The organism is Acinetobacter sp. AS5 (assembly GCF_048957595.1).
In the GTDB taxonomy this organism is placed as follows: Bacteria; Pseudomonadota; Gammaproteobacteria; order Pseudomonadales; family Moraxellaceae; genus Acinetobacter.
Genome location: NZ_JARDAL010000001.1, coordinates 1 through 23,518 on the forward strand (window position 1 = coordinate 1; position 23,518 = coordinate 23,518).

At 43.2% G+C, this 23,518-nt stretch carries 22 protein-coding genes; 7 read left to right on the forward strand and 15 right to left on the reverse strand.

Annotated elements, in window-relative coordinates:
- Window positions 1–209: 209 nt before the first annotated feature.
- The 5 genes from PV763_RS00005 to PV763_RS00025 all read left to right on the forward strand — a co-directional run bounded on the left by PV763_RS00005 (window position 210) and on the right by PV763_RS00025 (window position 4,758).
- A complete protein-coding gene (locus PV763_RS00005) occupies window positions 210–695 on the forward strand; it encodes an NUDIX hydrolase (RefSeq protein ID WP_420937140.1) in 486 nt (161 codons plus the stop codon).
- 4 nt (window positions 696–699) lie between these two features.
- Window positions 700–1,839 (forward strand): tRNA 2-thiouridine(34) synthase MnmA, encoded by a 1,140-nt coding sequence (gene mnmA / locus PV763_RS00010; protein ID WP_004730087.1) that lies wholly within the window; start codon window positions 700–702, stop codon window positions 1,837–1,839.
- Between the two features lie 7 nt (window positions 1,840–1,846).
- Window positions 1,847–2,578: a high frequency lysogenization protein HflD gene (gene hflD / locus PV763_RS00015; RefSeq protein ID WP_420937141.1), complete on the forward strand. Its 732-nt coding sequence runs from the start codon at window positions 1,847–1,849 to the stop codon at window positions 2,576–2,578.
- A gap of 54 nt (window positions 2,579–2,632) precedes the next feature.
- Entirely contained in the window at window positions 2,633–4,021 is a 1,389-nt protein-coding gene (gene purB, locus PV763_RS00020) for an adenylosuccinate lyase (protein WP_420937142.1), read from the forward strand.
- A gap of 89 nt (window positions 4,022–4,110) precedes the next feature.
- Window positions 4,111–4,758 carry a DUF2238 domain-containing protein gene (locus PV763_RS00025; protein ID WP_420937143.1) on the forward strand — a complete coding sequence of 216 codons (648 nt, stop codon included), beginning with the start codon at window positions 4,111–4,113 and terminating at the stop codon, window positions 4,756–4,758.
- A gap of 65 nt (window positions 4,759–4,823) precedes the next feature.
- Here PV763_RS00025 and PV763_RS00030 read toward each other — a convergent pair whose 3' ends face one another.
- The 11 genes from PV763_RS00030 to PV763_RS00080 form a co-directional block, all read right to left on the reverse strand.
- A complete protein-coding gene (locus PV763_RS00030; protein WP_004646529.1) occupies window positions 4,824–5,063 on the reverse strand; it encodes a hypothetical protein in 240 nt (79 codons plus the stop codon).
- Between the two features lie 57 nt (window positions 5,064–5,120).
- A complete protein-coding gene (locus PV763_RS00035; protein ID WP_004279718.1) occupies window positions 5,121–5,552 on the reverse strand; it encodes a hypothetical protein in 432 nt (143 codons plus the stop codon).
- A 109-nt stretch (window positions 5,553–5,661) separates the two neighbouring features.
- Entirely contained in the window at window positions 5,662–6,624 is a 963-nt protein-coding gene (gene sohB / locus PV763_RS00040; RefSeq protein ID WP_085064276.1) for a protease SohB, read from the reverse strand.
- 150 nt (window positions 6,625–6,774) lie between these two features.
- A complete protein-coding gene (pstB, locus tag PV763_RS00045; protein WP_004279716.1) occupies window positions 6,775–7,689 on the reverse strand; it encodes a phosphate ABC transporter ATP-binding protein PstB in 915 nt (304 codons plus the stop codon).
- 13 nt (window positions 7,690–7,702) lie between these two features.
- Complete coding sequence (pstA, locus tag PV763_RS00050; RefSeq protein ID WP_420937144.1) at window positions 7,703–9,094, reverse strand: phosphate ABC transporter permease PstA; 1,392 nt, start codon at window positions 9,092–9,094, stop codon at window positions 7,703–7,705.
- Window positions 9,094–10,473 carry a phosphate ABC transporter permease subunit PstC gene (pstC, locus tag PV763_RS00055; protein WP_219309720.1) on the reverse strand — a complete coding sequence of 460 codons (1,380 nt, stop codon included), beginning with the start codon at window positions 10,471–10,473 and terminating at the stop codon, window positions 9,094–9,096. Before pstC ends, pstA begins: the two co-directional genes overlap by 1 nt.
- Window positions 10,474–10,577: 104 nt before the next feature.
- A complete protein-coding gene (locus PV763_RS00060) occupies window positions 10,578–11,609 on the reverse strand; it encodes a substrate-binding domain-containing protein (RefSeq protein WP_420937145.1) in 1,032 nt (343 codons plus the stop codon).
- A gap of 460 nt (window positions 11,610–12,069) precedes the next feature.
- Entirely contained in the window at window positions 12,070–12,426 is a 357-nt protein-coding gene (locus PV763_RS00065; protein WP_420937146.1) for an MFS transporter, read from the reverse strand.
- A gap of 70 nt (window positions 12,427–12,496) precedes the next feature.
- A complete protein-coding gene (locus PV763_RS00070) occupies window positions 12,497–13,429 on the reverse strand; it encodes an IS5 family transposase (protein ID WP_005103080.1) in 933 nt (310 codons plus the stop codon).
- 130 nt (window positions 13,430–13,559) lie between these two features.
- On the reverse strand, window positions 13,560–15,092 hold the full coding sequence (locus PV763_RS00075) for a pyridoxal phosphate-dependent decarboxylase family protein (protein WP_420937147.1): 1,533 nt from the start codon (window positions 15,090–15,092) through the stop codon (window positions 13,560–13,562).
- Window positions 15,093–15,095: 3 nt separating this feature from the next.
- Window positions 15,096–16,469 (reverse strand): diaminobutyrate--2-oxoglutarate transaminase, encoded by a 1,374-nt coding sequence (locus PV763_RS00080; protein ID WP_005246815.1) that lies wholly within the window; start codon window positions 16,467–16,469, stop codon window positions 15,096–15,098.
- Window positions 16,470–16,943: 474 nt separating this feature from the next.
- On the opposite strand from PV763_RS00080, the gene PV763_RS00085 reads away from it, so the two are divergent.
- On the forward strand, window positions 16,944–17,648 hold the full coding sequence (locus PV763_RS00085) for an SIMPL domain-containing protein (protein ID WP_004279706.1): 705 nt from the start codon (window positions 16,944–16,946) through the stop codon (window positions 17,646–17,648).
- A 164-nt stretch (window positions 17,649–17,812) separates the two neighbouring features.
- Window positions 17,813–18,409, forward strand: a complete 597-nt coding sequence (locus PV763_RS00090; RefSeq protein WP_420937148.1) for a phosphatase PAP2 family protein — start codon at window positions 17,813–17,815, stop codon at window positions 18,407–18,409.
- 74 nt (window positions 18,410–18,483) lie between these two features.
- Here the strand turns inward: PV763_RS00090 and proB are convergent, their stop codons facing one another.
- The 4 genes from proB to PV763_RS00110 all read right to left on the reverse strand — a co-directional run bounded on the left by proB (window position 18,484) and on the right by PV763_RS00110 (window position 23,284).
- Entirely contained in the window at window positions 18,484–19,617 is a 1,134-nt protein-coding gene (proB, locus tag PV763_RS00095; protein ID WP_004279682.1) for a glutamate 5-kinase, read from the reverse strand.
- 27 nt (window positions 19,618–19,644) lie between these two features.
- Window positions 19,645–20,862, reverse strand: coding sequence for an Obg family GTPase CgtA (cgtA, locus tag PV763_RS00100; RefSeq protein WP_005107385.1), 1,218 nt, complete (start codon window positions 20,860–20,862; stop codon window positions 19,645–19,647).
- Between the two features lie 407 nt (window positions 20,863–21,269).
- Complete coding sequence (locus tag PV763_RS00105) at window positions 21,270–21,644, reverse strand: winged helix-turn-helix transcriptional regulator (RefSeq protein ID WP_420937149.1); 375 nt, start codon at window positions 21,642–21,644, stop codon at window positions 21,270–21,272.
- A 182-nt stretch (window positions 21,645–21,826) separates the two neighbouring features.
- Window positions 21,827–23,284 carry a glyceraldehyde-3-phosphate dehydrogenase gene (locus tag PV763_RS00110; RefSeq protein ID WP_420937150.1) on the reverse strand — a complete coding sequence of 486 codons (1,458 nt, stop codon included), beginning with the start codon at window positions 23,282–23,284 and terminating at the stop codon, window positions 21,827–21,829.
- Between the last annotated feature and the right edge of the window lie 234 nt (window positions 23,285–23,518).

The window sequence follows — 23,518 nt, forward strand, 5'->3', positions numbered from 1 at the left end:
GTTATATGCGGGCCAATTGGTTGTGCGGTAGATTTTGTGTGTAGGCTTCTTCATTTGAAAATTATATCGCTGAAAAACCCTTTACAGATAGGTTTGTGCAACAAAGCCGTTAATCTTTAAAAGAACTCCTTTAAAGAATTCCCCATTCAACATAGCCACACACCCTAAAATTTTATACAATAGTGCATCCTTTTCCATGGTGCTGCTTTATGACCGCTTGGACTGCTCATGTCACTGTCGCAACTATCGTTGAAAAAGACGGAAAATTCTTGTTTGTAGAAGAACATACAGAAGGTGTGACACACACGGTATTTAATCAGCCAGCAGGTCATATCGAATGTGGCGAAACTATTATTGAAGCTGCCATTCGCGAAACCATGGAAGAAACCGGACATACAGTGAGTATTGAATCACTGCTAGGTATTTATACCTATACCCCACCGATGTTCCCGGATCGTACTTATTTTCGTTTCTGCTTTCTAGCCAAATCCATTGACTATGACCCAAATGCCACTTTAGATACAGATATTGTCGGCGCAGTCTGGATGACGCTCGATGAACTGATTGGATCTGCTCGCGCGCGTAGTCCATTGGTGATTAAAGCCGTGCAAGATGCGCTTTCAGGTCAAAAATATCCTTTATCGCTCATTTACGAGCACCAGAATTCTCCCTTACTTTCAAATTTGGATGCCTAATCCTATGCAACAACGTGTCATCGTCGGTATGTCAGGTGGTGTAGATTCATCTGTTTCTGCCGCCCTTTTACTTCAACAAGGTTATCAGGTTGAAGGTCTTTTCATGAAAAACTGGGAAGAAGATGACGGCACAGAATATTGCACGGCGATGGAGGATCTTGCCGATGCACAAGCCGTTTGCGACAAAATCGGCATTAAACTGCATACCGCAAACTTTGCCATGGAATATTGGGATCGCGTATTCGAACATTTCCTGGCGGAATATGCAGCTGGCCGTACGCCAAACCCAGACATTTTATGTAATAAAGAAATTAAATTTCGTGCCTTTCTCGATCACGCAGTAAATCTGGGTGCAGATTTTATTGCGACGGGTCATTATTGCCGTCGTGGTGAAACCATGACCAACTCACGTGGTGAAGAATATGCACCTTTATTGCGTGGTGTGGACAATAACAAAGACCAGACTTATTTCCTGCATGCGGTTCATGGTCGTGAAATTAATAAGACCCTGTTCCCTGTTGGTGAAATTGAAAAGCCACAAGTCCGTAAAATTGCAGAAGAATTAGATCTGGTCACGGCCAAGAAAAAAGACTCGACCGGGATCTGTTTCATTGGTGAACGTCGTTTTAATGACTTCTTGAAGCAATATTTACCCGCTCAACCCGGAAAAATCGTGCTGGAAGACGGTAAAGAGGTTGGTGATCATCACGGCTTAATGTACTATACGCTCGGTCAACGCGGTGGTATTGGTATTGGCGGTATGAAGGGTGTTGCTGAAGGTGCCTGGTTCGTATTGCATAAAGATATCGAAGGCAATCGTCTGGTGGTCGGTCAAGGCCATGAACACCCACTCATGCAGAGCACGATGCTCTGGTCTGAGGCAATTGACTGGGTGGCAGGTGAGCAGGATATTCCTGAAACAGGTTTCCGCTGTACGGCCAAAACCCGTTACCGTCAGACTGATCAAGCATGTACTGTGTATCAAGATTCAGAATCACCGAATGGTGTTCGTGTTGAGTTTGATGAACCTCAACGTGCAGTGACCCCGGGTCAAAGCGTGGTGTTCTATTCAGGTGAAGTTTGTTTAGGGGGGGGTGTGATTCATCATACCAATGCACCTAAACCTGATTTTATAAAAGGATGAATTCGGCATGACGGAGTTACCATTTCAACCAGCCACAACGTTGAATACTCGTCAAAATCGTGCTTTGGCATTAGCGGGTGTGTTTCAGGCCACCCAGCTGACCCATATGACCGCATTGACGGGTCAGCAAAGCATTGGTGAAAGTGGTAACTTTTATTTTGAACAGTTGATTAGAGCCAGTCTCAATATTCGTTCCGGCAGCAATCAGAATGCCCAGACACTCGACTTTTTTAATCAGCTGGCCGATGTTTCCTTAGGTTTAAAAACATTAGAAAGCAGCATTATTCAACCCTTTAATACTTCTCCAAAATCCAGAATTCCAAAACTTTCCAGTACAAAACTTCCAATGACCTATGCAATGGCACTTCTTCAGTTAGAAAAGAAGGTCTACAGCAATCCCAAATTTGTTGAAATTATTGAACAGTCCCAACAGAAAATTCTCAGACAGCTCTCCTTCTTCGATAATAATTACCTGCACCCCAGCATCATTGCCAATCTCGCTCAAACCTATGTCGATACGGCCGGACAGATTAATCCGCGCATTATGGTACGTGGTAATGCCGAAGCCTTTAAAGATGCCGGACACACCAACCGCATTCGTGCGTCCTTATTTACCGGTTTGCAAATGGCACATCTGTGGCGCCAGCTCGGTGGCAGTTCTTGGGGCATGGTATTTGGCAAACGCAAGTTGCTACAAGATATTCAGAATCTAGCGCGTTTACAGTTTCAGGTGGTTTAACTGATGCTGCACGTGTTTCGTTTTACGTTTAATTCCAAAATCTAAGGAATCGATATGAACGCTTTAACTGCACTTTCTCCATTAGATGGACGTTACGCGAGCAAATGTGATGCTCTACGTCCTTTTCTTTCTGAGTTTGGTTTAATCCATGCTCGTGTGACTGTTGAAGTGCGTTGGTTACAAGCGCTTGCAAACCACCCGGAAATTACTGAAGTTCCGGCATTTTCAAGCGAAACTAATGCAGCGCTTGATGCGATTGTGAGCGATTTTTCTGAAGATGATGCTAATCGCATCAAAGAGATCGAACGCACCACCAACCACGACGTTAAAGCGGTTGAATATTTCCTGAAAGAAAAAATCGCTAATATCGATGAACTTAAAAATGCCGGTGAATTTATTCACTTTGCATGTACGTCTGAAGATATCAACAACCTGTCACATGCCTTGATGCTGAAAAGCGGTCGTGATGTACTGGTTGCATCTATGCAGCAAATCATTGATTCGATCGTTGCGCTTTCTGAAAAGCATGCAGACCAGCCAATGCTGTCTCGTACTCATGGTCAAACTGCCAGCCCGACGACTTTGGGTAAAGAAATGGCGAACGTGGCCTATCGCCTTGCACGTCAAATTAAACAGTTCAAAAATGTTGAGTTACTAGGCAAAATCAATGGTGCAGTTGGTAACTACAATGCGCACTACTCTGCTTACCCAGACATCAACTGGCCTGCGCATTCACAAGCATTTGTAGAGTCTTTGGGTCTAGACTTCAACCCGTACACTACTCAGATCGAGCCACACGATTACATGGCAGAACTGTTTGATGCGCTGCGTCGTTTCAACACTATTCTGATCGATTTTAACCGTGACGTTTGGGGCTATATCTCTCTTGGTTTCTTCAAGCAAAAACTGAAAGAAGGTGAAGTCGGTTCTTCAACCATGCCGCATAAAGTTAACCCGATCGACTTCGAAAACTCTGAAGGTAACTTGGGTATTGCAAACGCGGTACTTGCCCACTTAGGTGAAAAACTGCCAATTTCTCGCTGGCAGCGTGACCTGACTGACTCGACTGTGCTTCGCAACATGGGTGTTGGTTTTGCGCAAAGCTTAATTGCTTTTGAAGCTTGCTCTAAAGGTATTGGCAAACTTGAGTTGAACGCTGCGCGTATCAATGAAGACTTGGACAATGCGCAAGAAGTATTGGCTGAACCAATTCAAACTGTAATGCGTCGTTACAACGTTGAAAAACCATACGAAAAACTAAAAGCCCTGACTCGTGGTCAAGCCATGACTCGCGACATGATGGTTGATTTCGTAAACGGTAACGAGTTAGAAGCTGTTCCTGCTGCTGACCGTGCGCGTTTAGCAGAAATGACCCCTGCATCATATACAGGTAATGCTGCTGACCAAGCCAAACAAGTGGCTGAGCTAATTGCTAAAATCTAATTTGCAATAAGACGAAAAGGCGAAGCTCAGGCTTCGCCTTTTTATTTATAATGTGTTTTATTCTAAAAAAGATATTTCATAATAACGACATGATTGATCATCGACTTTCTGCCAAACATTACGCGAGCCTGGGTATTTTAATTCTAGCGATTTTGCTTGCCAGTATTCGTCCTCTAGAACTGGAAGCTTATCTCTTGCATCAGGCAGGCACAGTTTTCATGATCATCATGCTGCTCATCTGCCTGTATAAAATCGGCCTGAATTTTTTAAGTTTTAATTTATATATTCTTTTTCTGATTGTTCATGTGATTGCTGCGCACTATCTATATTCTTATGTGCCTTATAACCAGTGGATCGAACAGATTTTTGGCTTTAATCTGAATGAAGCCATGCACTGGTCACGCAATATGTTCGACCGATTTGTCCATCTGGCTTACGGATTATTACTTTATCCTATTTTCTATCGCCTGTTTCAGGTCTGGTTGCCGCAGCAAAAACCCGTGGTCATTTTCCTGCTGGTGATTCAGTTTGTAGTGGCCAGTAGCATGATCTATGAATGGCTGGAATGGCTGATTGCCATTGGTTTATCTCCTGAGGAAGCTGAAAACTATAATGGACAACAAGGGGATATGTGGGATGCGCACAAAGACGTCTTGCTTGCTACGATTGGCGCGGCGATAACAGGCGGTCTGCAGTTGATACCGTCCAATAGAAAAGCTCACCGAAGTGAGCTTTAAAATTCATTCAAGATCAATTGAATTAAAGTTTTGGATCACGCATTTAATTACATTCATATTTTCAATTATGAATGTGGGCAATATCGCATCCAATCATCTTTCATTTTTTGCAGTTCATTACCCGTCAACATCTCACTGTAATAAATGAAATAGGTTGCATCAGGATATTGAATCTCATGACGGAACATCATGCCACGCAGTGACACAGATAACTCCTCAGGAAAATCATCCTCTAAATAAAGTTCTTCAAATTCATAATTAAAATAACAATTTTGCGTCGCAAGAAATGCTTCAGCTATAGCCATGTTTCTGCTCTAACAATGAAATATGCTTTATATTATCTGATTAGTTTCAATGATGGTTTACATTTCATTCGGTTCAATCCATTGAACAAACTTAGATTCTGACAAATGTGGATATTTGAACTTATCTAGATATTCAAAACAGGCCTTTTGGCCTTGAGGAATTTTATCCAGATGCTTATCGAAAAATAAATGCCGACTATATTGAGCGCCATCAAAGCGAATACTCACACGTTCAAATTCATTACCACCTCGAACTTTATGCATCTGATAAAACTGCACAACACCACATTCCTTCGATGGAATAACAGGTGGATCATTGGGCTTTAGAAAGCTATACAGCAGAAAGATACAAACGCCGGGTAGAAAACTCAGCCAAAACAAAACCTTCTTAGAATTATCCTGAGTTAATTTTGCTTCAGAATAAAGCATACATAACATCGGAATAAATACGATACTAAAAAAACCAAGCAACAAAATAAACGTGAGCATATGAGCCTAGACTCAATCAGAGTACTCCACTTATATCATAATAATATGATTTCAAAAAATAAAAAAGCTCACCGAAGTGAGCTCTAAAATTCATTCAAGATCAACTGAATTAAAGTTTTGGATCACGCATTTGTACCAAGTTTGCATTGGCTTTACTTAAGCTTTCCATGACTTTATTCATGACAGTGGGTACCAGTGAATCAGCAATTTGCGCTGCTTGCAGGCCCAGCTTTTCACCCAAAGTTGGTTTTTTTCGGGTCTGGATGGAATAGATATCATGTTGGGTTAACAAGTTGAGCAGGTATTCATCTGAGGTTTGCAGTTTATCCACCAGATTTAGATCTAGCGCATCCCGACCATACCAATGCTCACCAGTGGCCACTTTTTCAACATTTAGCTGCGGACGATACTTCTCAACGAAATGTTTGAATAAAGCATGGGTTTGCTGTAATTCTTCTTCAAACTTGGCCTTACCTTCTTCGGTATTTTCACCAAACATAGTCACAGTACGTTTGTACTGACCAGCAGTATAAAGCTCAAAGTCGATTTTATTGTCTTTTAGCAAACGGTTAAAATTGGGGACTTGAGCAACTACACCAATTGAGCCGACAATCGCGAATGGTGCAGAAATAATTTCATTGGCAATACACGCCATCATATAACCGCCACTGGCCGCCACTTTATCGACACAGATGGTCAAATGAAAACCTGCCTCACGTAAACGTACCAGTTGTGCTGCTGCAAGTCCATAACCATGCACCATGCCGCCCGGACTTTCCAGACGCACTACAACACGGTCACGGCCAGCTTTAGCTGTAGCCAGAATCAAAGTGATTTCTTCACGCAAACCTTCTACCGCAGAAGCCGCCATATCACCTTTAAAATCGAGTACATAGATTTTTTGATTGGTTTTCTTACGTGCACGCGCTTCTTTTGACAGTTGTTGCGATAACTGTAAAAGTTCCAGTTTAGACCCAGTAGTTTGCGCTATTTTTTTTCGTTGTTCATTGATGCGCGCATTGAGATGACTAATACGGATTTCAGCGGACAGTTTCGGAGTATGAAATAACATAAAAAATCTATTCTCTATTTAATTCGGATTTATCCCTTTAGATTAGGTCAATTTCGGTTTTTTTCAACTTTATTTCGAGAATTATTACGATTATCACCATCTATTTCACCTATAAAAAAGAGCCTTACGGCTCTTTTTTTATATATCGGATTAACCAAAACGCCCGGTAATATAGGCTTCAGTCAACTGATGATCTGGCTGGGTAAAGACTTTCTCGGTCGAGTTGACTTCAATCAGATCACCCAAATGGAAATAAGCAGTACGATCCGATACACGTGCTGCCTGTTGCATGGAGTGAGTTACAATCGCAATCGTGTATTGGGTAGAAAGCTCAGAAATCAGCTCTTCTACTTTAGCGGTTGCAATGGGATCAAGTGCTGAACATGGTTCATCCATCAGGATCACTTCCGGGCTGACTGCAATGGTACGCGCGATACACAGACGTTGCTGCTGACCACCCGATAAACCTGTTCCCGGCTGGTTTAAACGATCTTTCACTTCTTCCCACAAACCAGCTTTACGCAAACTGCCTTCTACAATTTCTTCAAGATCGTACTTGTCACGCGCCAAACCATGCAGTTTTGGACCATAGGAGACATTATCGAAGATTGATTTCGGGAATGGGTTCGGCTTCTGGAAAACCATACCAACCTGTGCACGTAGCAAGACCACATCTAGGTTTGGATCATAAATATCCTGATTGTCCAGCATGACTTTACCGGTCACACGGCAGCTATCAATGGTATCGTTCATGCGGTTTAAGGTACGCAGAAAGGTCGATTTACCACAGCCTGATGGCCCAATAAAAGCAATCACTTCATTTTCATAAATGTTCAGGTCAATGCCTTTAATCGCTTCCGCTTCACCATAGTACACATGCACATCAGAAGTACTAAGTTTCACATTCGTCGACTTCGCATCTTTTTTGCTGCTGCTTTGCGTATCGAACTGGGAAACAAACGGGGTTGCCGGCTTTTGTGTCGCCTCATCCGAGGTGAATTGTGTCTGTTGTGGATTCACGATTTGATCCTTTTTTAAGGAATTTTGAATAACAGTTGTGTTCATGATTCTGCCCCTATTACCAACGGACTTCAAATTTCTTACGTAACCAGATGGCCAGACTGTTCAAGCTGATCATCATGGCCAGAAGTACAATAATTGCTGCTGCGGTACGCCCTTCAAAGAAGTTACGCAATTCATTGCCTTGCCATAAGAAAATCTGTACAGGTAAAGCCGTTGATTGGTCAAATGGTGTGGCTGGAACGCTGGCAACAAAAGCACTCATCCCGATTAATAACAATGGTGCAGTTTCACCCAAAGCCTGTGCAACCCCGATAATTGCACCCGTCAAAATACCCGGTAAAGCCAAAGGCAAGACATGATGGAATACTGTCTGGATGCGGGAAGCACCGAGTCCTAAAGCTGCCTGACGAATCGAAGGTGGAACCGCTTTAAGTGATGCACGTGTGGTAATGATCACGGTTGGCAAGGTCATCAGACTCAGTACCAGACCACCCACCAATGGTGCTGACAGTGGCAAATGCATCCAGCCAATGAAGATCGCTGCACCCAATAGACCGAAGACAATTGAGGGAACGGCTGCCAGGTTGTTGATATTGACTTCGACCACATCGGTGATCCAGTTTTTCGGTGCAAATTCTTCCAGATAGATCGCTGAGGCCACCCCGATTGGAATCGAGATAAAGATCACGATCATCATCATGAACAGCGAGCCCATGAAAGCGCCTGCCAAACCTGACGTTGCCGGTGAACTACGCGAGTCAGGACTGGTAAAAATATTAGTATTGAAACTGTTTTCGATTACACCTGAGGCTTTCATCTCGTCCGCCACCTGACGTACTTCAGGACTGAGCTGCTGCTGTTCATCAGGGAGATCACGGTCAATATTTCCCGCCAACCAGACATCGATATTGGCATCCGCCAGAATTTTCACTTCCTTACTTTGACCAACCAGACTCGGATCATTCATGACCATGTCACGCAAGCGGTAAGCTTCTGAACTGGTATATAAAAAACCCAGTTCATCACGCTGGCTTTCCAGCTTGCTGTCTTTGGCGATCATACCGTTGATAATCAACGCATCCCAATCCACCATTCCGACTTCGGTCTGCCATGCGATAAAGCGATCTTCAAACTGTGCTGGAGATTCTCCTGCAGCTGGCTTTGGTTTTGGACCAATATCCACAATGGCTGGATCGAAATGAATCGGCAAACTCATGCTGCTTTGCCAGAATGCAGGCAAACCTTTGGATAAAATACTCCCGAACAGCAATACCACAAAGAACAGACCTGCCAGTACCGCAGAGAAACCAAATAAACGGAAGGTTTTTTCTTTACGATGACGTCGTGCCAAAGAGCTTTGAATGGTCTTCTTACGCTTTTCACGCAGCTCGGCGGCGATGGATGGATCAATACGCTGATCCACAGGCGTTGTATTTGAAGTACTCATTAGTCGTATTGCTCACGATATTTACGCACGATGATCAGTGCAACAATGTTCAAACCTAAGGTAATGACGAATAGCGTCAGTCCTAGCGCAAAGGCCACCAGTGCTTGCGGACTTGCAAAATCGGTATCGCCAGTTAGCTGATTCACGATAGTAATCGTGACCGTAGATACGGCTTCAAGCGGATTGGCATGCAACTGCGGACTGTTCCCGGCTGCAAGAACCACAATCATGGTTTCACCAATCGCACGTGATGCCGCCAACAGGAACGCACCGATAATACCTGGTAGAGCTGCGGGTAAAACCACCTGACGTATCGTTTCAGATTTGGTCGCACCCAGACCCAAAGAGCCGTCACGTAAGGCACGCGGCACTTGAGTAATGATGTCATCTGACAAAGAAGATACGAACGGGATAATCATGATGCCCATGACCAGACCGGCGGTCAGTGCGCTGGTGGCATTAATTTCGAGTCCGACCAGAGCACCCATGCTTTTAAGGAATGGACCGATGATCATCAAGGCAAAGACACCATAGACAATCGTAGGAATACCCGCCAGCACTTCAATCGTAGGTTTTGCCCAAGAGCGGAATCGCGGGGAGGCGTATTCCGCCAGATAGATCGCAATCATCAGGCCAACTGGAACCGCGACCAAAAGTGCGATCCCGCTGACCATGAGCGTACCCCATAGCAGAGGCAATAAACCATAACTGCCTTCGGCACTACCCGAGGTACTAAAACCGGGGTTCCATTCAGTACCAAAAAAGAAATCCAGTGGGCTGACGAAGCTGAAGAAACGCATTGCCTCGCCAAACATCGACATCACAATCCCGAGAGTGGTCAGAATCGCCACACCCGAACATAATGCCAGGCCGATATTCATCATTTTTTCGACTTGGTTACGCGCACGGAATTCTTGGCTAATATGTTTCTTTGCCCAGACCAGACCAGCTAGTGCAGCCGAAATTACCACTGCCAGTTTCGCAAACGTACCAATGGTCGAGAATTTAGCCAACTGCTCTGCCGCTGCAACTTCATAGGCTGCAGGTGTATCACTAACCCCAAAACCTGAGGCAAGTGCCTGAACGCGATCAATCACAACACTCAAACTTGCCGGATCCAGACTGGCCGAAACATTTTCTGGCAAATGGTTGAGTACCACCTGCTCCAGAAAAGTGGGTTCCACCATATTCCAAACAATCAAAATTAAAAACGCAGGGATACCACACCATAGTGCAACCAGGGCACCATAATATCCGGGACGCGAGTGTAAGTTTGCAGAATTGCTTCCCTTACCTGCTAAGCTACGGCTTTTACTTAATCCGATTTGATAGGCTATGGCCATGATGGCCAATAACACACCTATAAGTAGCAGATTCATGTATTCTCCACTGTTTTTTCAATTTTCATGGTTTGAAAAAACTTGTTTATCGCAAAAAGCCGATGGTAGGTTGACCCTACCACCAGCGTTTTCAAAATCATTTATTACTTCACAACAACCGCTTTACCAGCCTTGAAATTTGCCAGGACTGCTGCACGTTCTTTATCAGACATTGAAATCAAACCTGCTTTTTCCAGCTTAGAGCCTTTGCCAGATACTTTCTTGTTCAGGAAGTATTCTGTGAACTGCGGTAAGCCTTTGATCGATTTCAAGTGTTCGCCTTTTACGTAGAAGAACAATGGGCGTGATACTGGATAAGCACCATTCAAAATGGTCTTTTCAGAAGGTGCTACATTGTTCACCGTAGCAACACGTAGACGGTCACGGTTCTGATCATAGAAACCTAGGCCAAACACACCTACCGCACTTGGAGAAGTCTTCAAACGTGCCAATGTTTCGGTATAGTCACCGGCAATCTCAACCACACGGCCATCTTTACGGAATGTCGTACAGGCTTTTTTCTTGGCATCTTTGTCTAGAGACTTAATTGCAGCGTATGTTTCACAACCTGCATCCACCATTTTCTCCTGGAAGACTTCGCGCGTACCATGATTCGACGCAGGAATTACCAGGGTGATTGGTTCATTTGGAAGTGCTTTGTCAATTTGGTTCCAACGCGTGTACGGGTTAGCGACCATTTTGCCATTTGATGGAAGTTGTGCAGCAAGTGCAGCGAAGACATGTTGTGGACGCAGTTTATAAGCCGCTTTATTGGCATTCGATGCAAATACAATACCGTCATAACCAATTTTGATTTCTAGTACTTGGTTAACACCATTCTTTTTACATTCTGCTAGTTCAGTACTTTTGATTTGACGCGAAGAGTTAGCGATATCAATCGTGTTATCACCCACGCCATTACAGAACTGCTTTAAACCACCTGAAGAACCGCCAGAACCGACAACTGGTGTTTTAAACTGTGGAAAAGTATTACCGAATTCTTCCGCCACGATACTGGCATATGGAAGTACAGTTGAAGAACCTGCAATTTGAATGGTGTCACGAGCTGCGTGTGCAGTCGTTACAGCAGCTGCCCCGGTTACTGCTAATGCTAAAGCTATATTTGTAAAGCGCATTCTAGTATCTCTCTCATTTATGCAAATTTGGAGTACACCACTTTTTATTCAGTTTTGTACTTCTTTCGATACCTGCATTTTGATTTTAGAATATGACAGATAAGTTACAGCTTTATTACGATTTAGTGATTTTTAATCTAGCGGTTTTTTCTTGATTAAATTTTTATGGATTTCAATGATTAAGTTCTTTTTGTCATTCACTTCAATAAAAAATTTTAGACCAATGACATGTAACAATTTTTATAAACCTGAACTCAAGATAAATCCTGCTCCCCAGTTTTACATAAGCCTATGACAAATAAATAACAGGCTAAACGGGATTCAGATCTTCCGTGTTTTTGTTGTGAATTTCGATCTGGGAAATGACCATTTTGTTTTTTAAGCCCACAAAAAAAAAGGAGATCTTTCGATCTCCTTTTTATTTAAATACAGAATTTCAATCTAACTACATACAAAAATATTATGCATCTACCTGAACCTGTGGAATACGATATTTAATCAGGAATACGCAGCAAAGAGCAAATACTAAAGGTACGCCAAGCGCATAAAAATAACCTGAAACACCATATTGCGTGAGTACAATTCCGCCAATGGCTGATCCTAAAATTGCACCCATACGCCCCATTCCAATTGCCCATCCTGTTGCAGTTGCGCGAACTTGAGTTGGATATGCAGCGACCACCAGGTAATTCAAAGCCAACTGCTGACCGCCAATTCCAAATCCTGCCAATGCAATCAAAGCGAAGATATAGCCCCACTGATTACTTTCAATAAATAAACCTAAACCAGCGACGATCACTAATCCTGTAATTAGCATAAAAGTGAGAATTTTAGCGGCTTTGTTGCATAAAGGTTTGAAAGGCTGAGTTCCCTTAAGCTACTCAAATTTAAGAGACAACTTGGGTATGAGGGCGACCTAATTCTGTGAATTTATTCAAGACTGCCATGCGTGCATGGATCTCATTCACCTGACTTGGAAAACTCCGCGCTGTTAATTTATCGCCTAATAATTTGATGCAATGCATCTTGGTTTCAACCAAACTTCGACGGTGATAACCAGACCACTTTTTCCAAAGCGATCTGCCTAGCCGTTTGACTGTCTTTAATAATTCGTTCCGCTCTATAGACCTCGCTTGCTGATCCTTCCAAGGCTTTGCATTCTTTCTAGGTGGAATGATCGCATGTGCATCTCGATCTAAAATGACTTGTCGGCAGTGCTTTGTGTCATAAGCACCATCTGTATAAACAGAATCAATTGGTTCATCCAAGGGAATTTGAGCAAGTAAATCTTCGAGTACTTGAGAATCACTGACATTATTTGTGGTGAGTTGTACTGCACGTATTTGCAGGGTTTTAGCATCTATAGCAATGTGAAGCTTACGCCATTGGCGACGATATTCAGCCCCATGTTTCTTGCGTTTCCATTCACCTTCACCAAGAAACTTCAAACCAGTAGAGTCTACGAGTAGATGCAGTCCATCACTACTTTTTTGATAGCTAATCGCAATATCAATATGCTTTTGTCTACGACAAAGGGTGGAATAATCCGGAGCTGTCCAATCTAATCCAGAGAGTTTAATCAGACTTTGAACAAAACCTGTGACCATACGTAAAGAGAGTCGGAATAGTAATTTGATCATTAAGCAGCATTGAATCGCTGTATCGGAGTAGGTTTGATTTCGACCTTGCTTGCCTTGTGATTGTGCATACCACTGAGTCTTTGGATCAAACCAAATGGAAATATTACCTCGGTTAATTAAGGCTCGGTTATAGGATGACCAATTGGTTGTACGGTAGATTTTAGAGGCAGGCTTATTCATTTTGAAATTATATTGCTGAATAAGCTTTTGATGCTAGGTTTGTGCAACAAAGCCTCCTGGCATCTAAAACTAAAATTTGATTATAAAAAAAAAGAGATCTTTCGATCTCCTTTTTTTCACACTTAACCGCTTATGCGATTGGCGGTGTATAAGTCCCATCAGCGATTGAATCTTTGATACGATCCGCTTCTGCAAGCACTAGCGCCAGCAAGTTCTTCACGTTATCAAGCGTTGCCACCGGGCTTAAAGTGGTCATTTTCAGAGACTGAACCTGACCCACTTTCGTCACACCAATGTTCGCTTCACCACGTGCAAACAGTTCGTCTGCTACGTTTTGGTTGAGCGTATCCAGCAATTCAACCGGATAGCCCGCTGGAACCACACGGAACAAGACAGACGCGAATTGAGGCTCAAGCAGAAGCTCGAGACCGTCAGTCGCTTTAATGTAGTCTGCCACATCACGCGTTAAGCCAACCCCATGATCGATCATTGAACCATAAAGCTCTTCGCCCAATGCTTCTACCGTCATCCACAATTTCAATGCATCAAAACGACGCGTGGTTTGTAGCGACTTCGACACCAGGTTAGGAACACCATGCTCTTCATCATAAGCAGAGTTTAGGTACTCAGCTTCATAATGCATGAAACGGTAGTTCGCTTCATCTTTGAGCAGGAACGCACCACAAGAAATGGTCTGGAAATAATGCTTATGGAAATCAAGCGTGATTGAATCAGATAGCTCAATCCCGTCCAGCATAGAACGATAGTCATTCGAAAGAATCAGTGCACCACCCCATGCCGCATCGATATGCATCCACGCGCCATATTTATTGGTGATTTCACGAATGGCTTTCAATGGATCAATCGCACCAGCATCTGTTGTACCTGCAGTCGCTACTATACATGCCACGATTTTGCCTTCAGACTGAAGATGTGCCATGGTTTTTTCCAGCGCGTCTACGTCCATTTGAGCATTTTCATTCACAGGAACAGTGACCACTGACTGGAAGCCCATGCCCATCATCGCCATGTTCTTTTGCACAGAGAAGTGTGCATTTTCAGAACAGATGACTTTGACATTACGCATCGCATCCGCAGGGATACCATCACGCTGAACCGACCACGGATTGCCGTTTTCGTCTTTCCAGTTTTTCGCGATGCATGCATCACGCGCAAGCAAGACGCCCATCAAGTTAGACTGCGTACCGCCAGAGGTAAACACACCGGCCTGACCTGCACCATAGCCCACTTTTTGACGTAACCAGTCAATTAACTGAACTTCCATCAATGAACCGGCCGGGCTTTGATCCCATGAGTCCATTGACTGGTTGGTTGCGTTAATCAGCACTTCCGCGATCTGGCTAGTCACCATCGTTGGACAGTGCAGATGCGCTAAAGAATGCGGATGATGAACTTTCAAGCTCTTATTGAGAAATAACTCAACCATACGCTCTAAAGATTTTTCTACACCCAAGCCTTCTTTAGAAGGATTGAACCCAATCGCGCTGCGTAGCTCTTTAATGCTGCCGCCAGTATACATTTTGTCATTTTGCAACCATGCCGCAACCGCTTTGGTCGCTTGGTCCATGCCAGCCTGATAGTCAGCAATGGATGCAGCATCATTGCAGAGTAACGCTTTACGATGTTCTGCGAAATCTACCATGAATTATGCGCCTCGAACTGCAACTAGTGCTTCAGCAACCGATTTTTTGAAACGAGCAATTACTTCAACACATTCGTCTTGAGTAATGATCAACGGGCAAAGTAAACGAATCACTGTACCATTACGACCACCTTTCTCAAGCAATAATTTATTGTTGAAACATGCAGTCTGGATCGCTGCAGCCAATTGACCATCAGCAGGTAAAGACCCCATATGATCCGCATCTTTGCGCTCATCTACGATTTCAACGCCGATCATCAGACCACGGCCACGCACGTTACCGATACATGGGAATTCAGCAGCCAGTTTTTTCAATTCAGCTTGCAGGAAATCACCACGCTCTTGCGCATTTTGAGCCAGGTTCTGCTCTTTAATGGTATTGATCGTTGCAAGACCTGTACCCATCGCCAATTGGTTACCACGGAATGTACCGGTGTGACCAGCAGGTTGCCATGCATCAAACTTGCGTTTAATACCTAATACTGCAAGTGGCAAGCTACCACCTACGGCTTTAGACATTACCACGACATCAGGTTCAATCCCTGCATGTTCGAACGCAAACATTTTGCCTGAACGTGCAAAACCAGCCTGAACTTCATCAAGAATCAACACGATGTTGTGTTTTTCAGTCACTTCACGGATTTTTTGCAACCATTTTACTGGCGCAGTCACCACACCGCCTTCACCCTGAATCGCTTCAAGAATTACAGCTGCAGGTTTGGTCACACCGCTTTCGACATCTTCAATGAAGTTTTCAAAGTAGTAAGTCAGGGCATCTACACCGGCTTCACCGCCAAGACCCAATGGGCAACGGTATTCATGCGGGTATGGCATGAACTGTACGCCCGGCATCAAGCCGTTCACTGCATTTTTCGCAGACAGGTTACCTGTCATTGCCAATGCACCATGAGTCATACCATGGTAGCCACCAGAGAAGCTGATCACTGAGCTACGCCCAGTAAAGGTTTTTGCTAGTTTAATCGCGGCTTCGGTTGCATCTGCACCGGATGGACCACAGAACTGCAAGCAGTACTCTTCTTGGCCACCTGGAAGATAAGAAAGAAGCGCTTCAGTAAAAGCATCTTTTAAAGGAGTAGTAAGATCCAGTGTATGCAATGGCAAACCACTTGCAATTGTGTCCTGGATACTTTGAATGACTGCAGGATGATTATGGCCTAATGCCAACGTCCCTGCCCCAGCTAAACAATCAAGGTACTCAGTACCTTCAACATCGGTAACCCAGCAACCTTGTGCTTTCGCTATCGCTAACGGTAATTTACGTGGATAACTACGCACATTCGATTCCATCTGACTTTGGCGAGTCAAGTAGTATTCGTTTGTGGAATTGGTGGCAGGGTTTACAGAAGTAACGCTCATATCGAATTACCATCTCTGATATGGGTGAAAGAAATAAGTCTGGTGACGTTTGGTCCTTTGACTCGGCGCTTTATAAGGTTCTAGCTAGCAGTTTTGTATTCGAATAACTAGGAGGCGGATGATACCGAATTTTTCAGGAAAATAAACAACTTTCAGTCACATTTTGTCCTAATCTTTATCGAAAAAAAACATCATGCTAATCCATCCCCTAAATCATCATCTTACAGTGTGACAGCAGAAAGAAAAGCGTGTTCTTTTATGCTTTTTTGTAGCGCAGGCGACATTCCGGTAATCAATCTTAAAATTATCTACTAAGTGTTTAATTATTAATAATAAATATAAATCAAATAATGAGATAAAATTAAAGAAAATTTAACACTCTTACGACAAATATTTCGTAAAAAGATCACAATTGAGATTTAATATTTTAACAACGGCTTAGATGGCCAATTTTAAGAAAAACAGGACAATTTCATGCGTCTCTTAGCACTTACCAGTTTGATCCTTGCCAGCACCCTCGCCACAGGCGCATTTGCAGCTCCTGCTGAATCTCTGAATTATAATGTTGTTAATCTTTCAGCAGAGGCTAGCCGTGAAATCTCAAATGATGAAATGCATGCTGTGCTTTATATTGAAAAATCCAACAAACAACCAGCTGAACTGGCCACTCAAATTAACCAGCTGATGAATCAAGCAATTGCCACAGCACGCAAATATCCAACTGTGAAAATCGAGACTGGGGCACAAAGTACTTACCCTATTTATGACAATGACAACCGCAAATTAAAAGAATGGCGTGGTCGTGCCCAGATTCGTCTGGAATCAAAAGATTTTAAAGCGACATCTCAATTGATTGCTGAATTACAACAGCACTTCCAGACCCAGTCGATTAATTTCAAGGTATCTGACGAAAAGCGTAAAAAAGTTGAAAGCGAGCTGATGATTGAAGCCACCAAAAACTTCCAGCAACGCGCACAGGCACTCACCCAGACCTGGAACAAACCGAGTTATCAACTGGTGAACTTAAACCTGAATACTAACAATTATTCACCACAGCCAGTACCGCGTATGGCCATGATGAAATCTGCATCGGCTGATATGGCGGTTCCTGAGCAGGAAGTTGCAGCAGGCGAATCGCAAATGGCCGTCAGCGCGAATGGAGCGATTCAGTTTAAATAAGACCTCATTATATTATTCAGACTTTTAAGAACCACTCTTTTGAGTGGTTTTTTATCATGTGAATATTCTTTAAAAAGCGAGGCTACAAATTCATACAAACTCAGGTAGGAATTGAGGTTTGACCGGTTTAGAGTAACGGACATTTGTTCCAGTCCTCTCTGCTCATGTCCCTTGACCAACTGAATCTTTACCTGTTTCATATCTTAAATGTACCCGACCAAGCCTCAATCTGGATGATCAACTATGTCTCCCTGATTGCGCATGACCTGGTTTATCTCTTTTTGCTGATTTTTGCTATTGCTTGGTTCCGTGGTAGTTACGAAGTAAAAACAGGGATTATTAAAGCCTTCATCTTTACAGCTATTACATTATTGATGAGTGAAGTATTGTCTGCGGTACTCAATACCCCACGCCCGTTTGTGATGGATGTTGGTCGCACCCTGATTGAACATGCACCGACTGGTTCTTTTCCCAGCAACCATATGAGTATTTTTAGTGGGATTGCCTTCGCCTATTATTTTTCACCGCAGCGAGACTTGGGACGAATTCTAATCTGGACAGCTTGGCTGGTGGCATGGTCGCGTGTTTATGTCGGTGTGCATTTTCCAATTGATATGCTGGGTGCATTCCTGATGGCAATAATAGTAAATTTAGCTGGCTTGCCGCTGTGGTGGAAATATGAGAATCAAATCATAAACTTTATTTTGGGTATTCATTATTGGGTATTTTCGCCTTTAATTCGAATGGGCTGGATCAAATAAATCTAATTAAAATGTCATAAAAAACCCGCTCGAAAGCGGGATTTTTTGAATCTCTAAACTTGAATCTGAATAATTTAGTAAATCGCCATATGATTGCGATGAATCATTTCCAGCGAACGCGCTTCACCTAACACCTGATGCACTTTATCTGATGCCAGACCACGAACGATATCTGCTGAACGTGAACTGAAGTTGACACGACCGACCGCAATCCGGTGACCTTGTGTATCGACACATTCCACCACATCACCGCGTTCGAAATGACCCTCAACCGCTTTCACCCCTACAGGCAATAAGCTGCGATGATTGTCTTTAATGGCTTTCACTGCGCCATCATCAATCACTAAACGACCTGCGGTTTGCAAGTGAGCAGCCAACCATTGCTGATGCGCTGTCATCCGGTCTTTATCAGTCACAAATAAAGTACCTAACAATTCGCCAGACATTAGACGTGATAGAACACCATCACTATCACCACTTGCAATTAAGGTCGGACAGCCCGACTTTGCAGCCAGACGTGCAGCACGAACTTTGGTCAGCATGCCACCACGACCAAATTTACCGCCTCCACCGGCCATATCAAACAGACTTTCATCCATCGCACGTACGGTATGGAACAGTTTGGCATCTGGATTAGACCGTGGGTCTGAGTCAAACATCCCTTCCTGATCCGTTAAGATAATCAGAAGGTCTGCATGAACCTGACCTGCGACCATGGCCGCAAGCGTGTCGTTGTCACCAAAGCGAATTTCGTCAGTCGAAACCGTGTCATTTTCATTGATCACCGGAATCACGCGCCAATCAATCAGGTTCTGCAAGGCATCACATGAGTTGAGGTAGCGACGACGATCTGCCAGATCATCATGGGTTAACAATACTTGCGCAGTTCGAATCTGATGCTTCTCAAGTACGCTTGACCAAGTATGAATCAGGCCCATCTGACCGATGGCAGCACAAGCCTGAAGACTGGGTAGATCGGTGGGTCGATTCTCAAGTTTCATTCGAACCATACCTTCAGCCACAGCACCGGAAGACACCAGAATAATCTCGTGTCCTGCATTGTGTAGATCTGCGATTTGTCCCGCCCAATGCGAGATAGCATCTAAATCTAAACCTTGTCCATTTGCTGTGAGTAAAGATGATCCGATTTTAACAACGATTCGTTTACAACCCTTGAGCTGACGCTGCCCATCTACCACTTCTATCATCTTGTCCTCAGACTCTTCTCTCAGAGATTAGCGTACGTAGTACACTTCCACATCACTATCATCATCGCCATCTTCATCATCTTCATCATCGCCCAGAATACCGGCAAGACGTTGCTGACGACGCATCTCACGATACGCTTCTTTTGCAGCGATGGTTTGTTCTCGTGTTTCAGCTTCAAGCTGATCACGGAATGCTTTCATTTCTGCTGCATATTCTGGATCTTCAGTTTCGCGTTCACGTTGCTCTTCGATCTGATCCATCAGGTAGTAAACCACGTCTTTGGTGCCTTCAGCCGTTAAGCCAGAAGTTTCAAAAACCGGCCCTTCCCACTGCAATTCTTCAAGAATATGGGTACACCATTCTTCACGGGTTTCTTCGGCCAACTGATCGACTTTGTTCAGCACCAATACGATCGGCAGTTTTGAAAGCGTTGGGGAGAAGTTTTCTAACTCTTTCATAATTGCTTTGGCATTATGTGCCGGATCTGAGCCATCAATCGGTTGTACGTCAACTATATGCAACAAGATACGGGTACGCGCCAAATGCTTCAGAAAGCGAATCCCGAGACCTGCACCTTCAGATGCACCTTCGATCAGACCTGGAATATCCGCCATCACGAATGAACGGTGACTGTCAGCATCGACCACACCCAGGTTTGGCACCATGGTGGTAAATGGATAATCTGCAACTTTTGGTTTTGCCGCTGATACAGCACGAATGAAGGTTGATTTACCCGCATTTGGCATACCCAGCAAGCCGACATCTGCCAGAACTTTAAGCTCTAGACGGATTTCACGGAATTCGCCTTTTTGACCATGCGTACACTTACGTGGTGAACGGTTGGTCGATGATTTAAAGTGGGTATTACCTAAACCACCATCACCGCCTGCTGCAACTTTCACGCGTTGACCGTCTTCGATCAAGTCGCCAATAATGTCACCAGACTCAACATCTACAATTGTTGTTCCTACCGGAACTTTTAATACGGTATCTTCACCGCCACGACCAGCACAGTTCGCCCCACGGCCATTTTTTGCTCGTTCTGCACGATATTTACGTGTATAACGATAATCAACTAGCGTACTGGTGTCGTCGTCAGCCTGAATATAAATGCTGCCGCCACGACCACCATCACCACCATCTGGACCACCAAATGGCACGAATTTTTCACGGCGAAAACTGGCTACGCCATTGCCACCGTCGCCAGCCTCTACGGTAATGACTGCTTCATCAACAAAGCGCATATTGCCAATCCTCTAAAAACTTTAAAACCCCATATTCTGCCATATTTTAAAGAATTTCTCGAATAGAATTATGCAGCAATCCCATAAATCTTAGTTAGTCGTTTTCTCTCCGAGCCTATTTGATCTTTTCAAGGCATAGATTTAGAAACAGAAGGCTTAAAAGATGGAAAAGAAGTGGCAGGAAATGAAGCGCTTTTGCCTTAGTACCATTCCCTATTCTGGAAATTCTTTTTGTGAACTTCTTGATGATTTTTAAAATAATTTATAGAGGAGTAAATTTTCAAATACCGTATTCACAAGAAAATATTCTGATGCGGATACCTTTTAAAATCTGTATTTTATATAAACCAAGATAAGTCTAAATTTTGTATTTTTATGCAAACTTCCTTGCTACCATTTAACGATAACTATTTAATAACACTTTGTTTATGTTCTAAAATATCTGGCAGACTTTTTTCAATCCAGCCAATTAAATACATGATTTTTTCAGATGCTTGCGAACCGGTAATGGTTAATTGATATTCCACTTTTGGCGGCACCACCGGATAAACCGTTCTGAGAATAAAACCATCCTGCTCCAGCATTTTTAAAGTCTGGGACAACATTTTTTCACTTACCCCTTCAATCCTCTGTTTCAGTTCACTGAAACGATGCACCCCTTCACTCAGGCAACGCAAAACCAAGATCGACCATTTATTGGCAAGGTGTTCCAATATTTCACGTGATGGACATTCAGTTGATAAAACCTGCCCCAGTAACGGGCTGATTGCATAATTTGTCATACTATTCTCACAATATTTTTATTACTTACTCATTTTAATATACTTACTCTTTGTAAGTTATCAGATTAATATTTCACCAGCAAGTAGATTTCTTGATTCTTACTAGATTGGGAACAATCCGCTGTAAATAAAAATCATAAAAAAAGAGCCTCAAATGAGACTCTTTTTTTGCTAAATACTAATTATGCATTAGTTTCAGCAGGAACTTTTGGATAGCTTACACCGCCCATTTGTTCAGCAATACGCAATACCTGGCAGCTATAACCCACTTCGTTATCATACCAAACATAAGCAGTTAAACGGTTGCCTGAAGTGATCGTTGCTTGCGCGTCGAATACACCTGCAGTGCGTGAACCGATAAAGTCAGAAGATACCACTTCAGTCGAGTTGGTATAACCGATTTGACCTTGCAGGCTAGAACCGATTGAAATCTGACGAATGTATTCATTCACTTCATCACGATCAACGTCTTGACCTAAAGTCAGGTTAAGAATCGCAAGAGATACGTTTGGTGTAGGTACACGTACAGAGTTACCTGTCAATTTACCTTGAAGAGCTGGAAGCGCTTTCGCTACTGCTTTCGCTGCACCAGTTTCAGTAATGACCATGTTCAATGTTGCAGCACGACCACGACGGTCTGCTTTATGGTAGTTATCGATCAAGTTCTGGTCGTTCGTGAACGAGTGAACTGTTTCAACATGACCATTCAACACTGTGTATTTGTCATGCAATACTTTCAGTGTAGGTGTAATCGCGTTAGTCGTACAGCTTGCAGCAGAGATAATCGTATCTTCATCAAGGATATCCGCTTGGTTTACACCGTAAACTACGTTCTTCATGTCACCTTTACCAGGTGCAGTCAGAATCACACGAGCAGCGCCCGGGCATTTAAGATGTTGAGCAAGACCTTCAGCATCACGCCATTTACCTGTGTTGTCGATCACAAGTGCATTGTTGATACCGTATGCAGTGTAATCTACTTCAGAAGGATTAGAAGCATAAATCACTTTGATGAAGTTACCGTTGGCAATGATTGCTTCGTTTTCTTCATCTACAGAAATTGTGCCTGCAAATGGACCGTGAATAGAGTCACGACGAAGTAAAGAAGCACGTTTTTCCAAATCACCATCAGATGATTTACGAACAACGATTGCTTTTAAGCTAAGACCACGACCCAGACCTGATTGACCAATCATCAAACGCGCCAGGATACGACCAATACGACCGAAACCATAAAGAACCACATCTTTATGTTCTACAGCAGCAGCATTACCTTCGATCGATTTAACAGCGTCTGCAACAAATGCATCGATGTCGCCGCCTTTTTCTTTAAATTCAACAGCAAGTTTACCCAGATCAACTTCAGCAGAACCGATGTTGTCTACTTTCACCAATGCTTCAAGAATTGGGAAAGTATCAACTACAGAAAGTTCAACGTCTAGTACGCGAGTACGACGGTGTGCTTTCAAAATCTGAATTACAGAACGGTTAATTAAAGAGCGACCATAAACTGTAGCTACAATATTTTTTTCACGATATAACTGGCCAACAAGGGCAATCATACGTTCCGCAATTTCTTCACGGTTTTTCCAGCGACCTTGGTGTTCTGCATGGAGGGCAACAATAGTGTCTTTGCTCACAGATACGTCCTCTAATTAATTGTAAATCTAAGCATAAATTTCTAAACCCGACAATTGTAATGGAATTGGCCGCAAGTTTGAATCAAAAGCTCATTGAGACGGGTAGTTTTTAACGTATATTCACTATAAATTTCAAAAATAGTTGTAATTAGCTAAATGATTTTGCATCCGAAAATTCTAAAGACCACTATTTTTCAGTACCGAGCATAAATTTGTTAAATGTTGTTTATTCAT